The following is a 3,821-nucleotide window of genomic DNA, read 5'->3' as shown; positions in this document are numbered from 1 at the left end:
CAGACGTGTGCTCTTCCGATCTCATCAGCGCGGGCAGGGCGCGCGCGACGCCGGCGAGCGCGCTCGGATCGGGCTTGTCGGCGCGCTCGCCGGCCTTGATCGTCTCCCATTGCGCATGGCCATTCTCGCGCGGGCTATCGCCGAACACGTGCGGATGCCGCCGCACCATCTTGTCGGCGATCGCCCCGGCGACATCGGCGAAGGCGAAGGCGCCAAGCTCCTCGGCGATCCGCGCGTGGAAGACGACCTGGAGCAGCAGATCGCCGAGCTCATCCCTGAGCGCCGCCATATCGCCGGCCGCGCAGGCATCGGCGACTTCGTAGGCCTCCTCGATCGTATAGGGCGCGATCGTCTCGAACGTCTGGGCGACATCCCAGGGGCAGCCGGTTTCGGCATCGCGGAGGCGCGCCATGACGGCGAGAAGACGGTCGATGGGGGGATCTTCACCAAGGTCGCGCATATGACGATCTCAATCTGATAATATATATTATGTAAAACTTCATATCAGCCGCGGTGACGCAGCCATAGGTTGGCCAGCAGCATGCCCAACAGGATGATGCCCGCCCAAGCCGCGACCAGCGCCGCGATCGAGCGCGGATCCATCCTGCGTCGGACGATGCCGCTGCCGACCAGAAGGATCGCGCATAACGAGCCGACCAATCCGATCATCTGCGATTCGGTCATGCGAGATCGACCACCAGGCCGTCATAGCCGGGCTCGCTTCCCGGCGGCAGTTCCTTCGCCAGCGTCGCATAGTCGAGCGACTGATCCATATGCGTCAGGATCGCGCGCGCGGGCTTGAGCGCCGCGACATGCTCCACCGCTTTGGCGACATGCGTGTGCGTCGGGTGCGGCGCGCGGCGCACCGCATCGAGCACCCAGACGTCCACGCCCGCGAACAAGGCCGCCATTTCGGGAGTCATCGCGTGAAAGTCCGTCGCATAGCCGATCGACGTGCCGGCATGATCGAACCGCAGGCCCGATGAGAATATCCGCCCATGCGGCATATCGGTAACCCGCACCCGGATATCGCCGATCATCAGATCGTCGCCAAGCACGCGCGCATCGACGGTCGGCGGATAGCCCCGGCCGCCCTCGAAGACGTATCCGAAACGCTCCGCGAGCAGATCCAGCGTTTCGGCGCGCGCATAGCCCGGAATGGGAGCTTTGCTGAGGAGGAAGAGCTGGCGCATGTCATCGATGCCGTGACTGTGATCGGCATGATCGTGCGTCCAGATCACCGCGTCGATCGCGCCGACGTTCGCATCCAGGAGCTGCTGGCGCATGTCCGGGCCGGTATCGACGAGGATCGTCGTCTGCGTGGTCTGCACGAGGATCGACGCGCGAGTGCGGCGGTTGCGCGGCTCGGCGGGATCGCAATCGCCCCAGATATTGCCGATGCGCGGCACGCCGGACGATGTTCCGGAGCCGAGCATCGTCAGCTTCACGCGCGCGCCTTCCCGAACAGTTTGAAGAAGTTATCGGCCGTCTGTTCCATGAGCTTTTCGGTTTCGATGCCGCGCAATCTGGCGAGGAAGGCCGCGGTATCGGCGACGAATGCCGGCTCGCCCGTCTTGCCGCGATGCGGCACGGGCGCGAGGAACGGCGCATCGGTTTCGATCAGCAGGCGATCGGCGGGGAGCTCGGCGGCGGCCTCTTGCAGCGCCTTGGCATTCTTGAAGGTGACGATCCCCGAAATGGAGATCGACAGGCCGAGCGCGAGCATCTGCCGGCCGAACGCGGCGCTGGCGGTGAAGCAGTGGATCAGCGCCGGGAACGCCCCCTTCCCCATCTCCTCCGCGATGATCGCGGCGGTGTCCGCCTCGGCATCGCGCGTGTGGACGATCAGCGGCAGGCCGGTCTCCCGTGCGGCGGCGATGTGCGCGCGAAAGCTGGCGCGCTGGCGATCGCGATCCGAATGATCGTAATAATAATCGAGCCCGCTCTCGCCGATCCCGATCACCCTGGGATGCGCGGCGGCGGCGATCAGCTTGGCGGCGTCCACGTCCGGATGCTCGTCGGCTTCGTGCGGATGGATTCCGACCGAGGCCCAGACATCGGGCTCGCGCACGGCGGTGGCGACGATCTCCTCCCATTCGCGTTCGCGGGTGGATATGTTGAGCATTCCCGTCACGCCCCGCGCCCGCGCGCGCGCCAGCACCGCCCCCTGTTCCTCGACCAGGCCCTTATAGTTGAGGTGGCAATGGCTATCGATCAGCATCGGCGATCAGCATCCGACGTTCGGCATCAGGTGGGCTCCGTCCAGCGCGGGAAGACGCCCTGCGGAGGGGGCAAGGTCAAGCCCGGCACGAGCGGCGACGGCAGCGCCGCGAAATCGCGCGCATCCGGCCCCTGCCCCAGTTGGTCGAGCAGGCTGTCCGCGCTCGCGGGGATCGCCCAGCGGACGAGGATCGCAAGCTGGCGCACCGCCTCGGCGGTCCAGTACAGCACGCCATCGGCCATCGCGGGATCTTCCTTGCGCAAGCTCCACGGCGCCATGTCGGCGAAATAGCGGTTGGCGAGCGCCACGCCGTCCCAGACGATCTCCAGCGCGCGATGCAGCGCGAGATCGGCCATCGCCTCATCGAGCTGCGGCTTGAGCGCGCCGAGGCCGAGCTGATCGTGCGCCGGGCCGGGTGCCGGCACCCGACCACCGCAATTCTTGGCGACGATGCTGAGGCAGCGCTGCGCGAGATTGCCGAGCCCGTTGGCGAGATCGGCGTTCGATCGCGTGACGATCGCCTCGTGGCCGTAGCTGCCGTCCTGCCCGAAGCTGACTTCGCGCAGCAGGAAGTAGCGCAATTGATCGACGCCGTAGAGCCTGGCCATCTCCAGCGGATCGACGACGTTGCCGACCGACTTCGACATCTTCTCGCCCTTGTTGAGCAGGAAGCCGTGGCCGAACACCTGGCGCGGCAGCGCGAGATCGGCGGACATCAGGAAGGCCGGCCAATAGACCGCGTGGAAGCGGATGATGTCCTTGCCGATGACGTGCAGGTCGGCGGGCCAGCGCGCGGGATCGTCGGGGTAGCCGGCGCTGGTCAGATAATTGGTCAGCGCATCGACCCAGACATACATCACGTGCCCCGGCGAATCCGGCACCGGCACGCCCCAATCGAAGCTGGTGCGCGAGATCGAGAGATCGGCGAGCCCGCCGCGCACGAAGCTCAGCACCTCGTTGCGGCGGCTTTCGGGGCGGATGAACTCCGGATGCGCTTCATAATGCGCGAGCAGGCGATCGGCATAGGCCGAGAGCCGGAAGAACCAGCTTTCCTCGACGGTCCATTCCACCGGCGTGCCCTGAGGCGAAAGCTTGTCGCCCCCCTCGCCTTCGACCAGCTCGGCTTCGGCATAGAAAGCCTCGTCGCGCACCGAATACCAGCCTTCGTACCGATCGAGGTAGATATCGCCCCTGGCCGCCATCGCGCGCCAGATCGCCTGGCTGGCGGCGTAGTGACCGGGCTCGGTTGTGCGAATGAAACGATCGTAAGAGATGTTCAGAGCGTCATCCATCTCACGGAATAGACAGGACATTTCATCGGCCAGCGCGCGCGGGGTGATGCCTCGCGCGCGCGCGGCTTGCGCCATCTTGAGGCCATGCTCGTCGGTGCCGGTGGTGAAATAGACGTCGCGGCCCGAGAGGCGCTGATAGCGCGCGATGGCATCGGTCGCGATCGCCTCATAGGCGTGGCCGATGTGCGGCCGCCCGTTGGGATAGCTGATCGCGGTGGTGATGTAGAAGGGCTCGGGCACCGGCTTGCCTTAGGGGCGAGGGTCCACGGGTTCAACGTCTGGGATGTTCCGCAAAGTATCCGTCATGC

At 66.1% G+C, this 3,821-nt stretch carries 4 protein-coding genes; all 4 read right to left on the bottom strand.

Features of this window, described 5'->3' with window-relative positions; all coding sequences use genetic code 11:
- Positions 1–504 precede the first annotated feature (504 nt).
- Genes HUU94_RS10535 through metG form a run of 4 tightly spaced genes read right to left on the bottom strand, consistent with a single transcriptional unit; the run spans position 505 to position 3,753 of the window.
- Positions 505–684 (bottom strand): hypothetical protein, encoded by a 180-nt coding sequence (locus tag HUU94_RS10535; RefSeq protein ID WP_174275036.1) that lies wholly within the window; start codon positions 682–684, stop codon positions 505–507.
- Entirely contained in the window at positions 681–1,436 is a 756-nt protein-coding gene (locus tag HUU94_RS10530) for an MBL fold metallo-hydrolase (RefSeq protein ID WP_174275038.1), read from the bottom strand. Before HUU94_RS10530 ends, HUU94_RS10535 begins: the two co-directional genes overlap by 4 nt.
- A gap of 8 nt (positions 1,437–1,444) precedes the next feature.
- Positions 1,445–2,221, bottom strand: a complete 777-nt coding sequence (locus HUU94_RS10525) for a TatD family hydrolase (protein WP_174275035.1) — start codon at positions 2,219–2,221, stop codon at positions 1,445–1,447.
- 26 nt (positions 2,222–2,247) lie between these two features.
- A complete protein-coding gene (gene metG / locus HUU94_RS10520; RefSeq protein WP_174275034.1) occupies positions 2,248–3,753 on the bottom strand; it encodes a methionine--tRNA ligase in 1,506 nt (501 codons plus the stop codon).
- Between the last annotated feature and the right edge of the window lie 68 nt (positions 3,754–3,821).

This window comes from Sphingomonas bacterium (assembly GCF_903644055.1).
In the GTDB taxonomy this organism is placed as follows: Bacteria; Pseudomonadota; Alphaproteobacteria; order Sphingomonadales; family Sphingomonadaceae; genus Sphingomonas_I.
This window is presented reverse-complemented; position numbering and strand designations above follow the sequence as displayed.

Coding starts and splice junctions, on each gene's coding strand:
- HUU94_RS10535 (WP_174275036.1), bottom strand. CDS start 684: ATGACCGAATCGCAGATGATCGGATTGGTCGGCTCGTTATGCGCGATC.
- HUU94_RS10530 (WP_174275038.1), bottom strand. CDS start 1,436: ATGCTCGGCTCCGGAACATCGTCCGGCGTGCCGCGCATCGGCAATATC.
- HUU94_RS10525 (WP_174275035.1), bottom strand. CDS start 2,221: ATGCTGATCGATAGCCATTGCCACCTCAACTATAAGGGCCTGGTCGAG.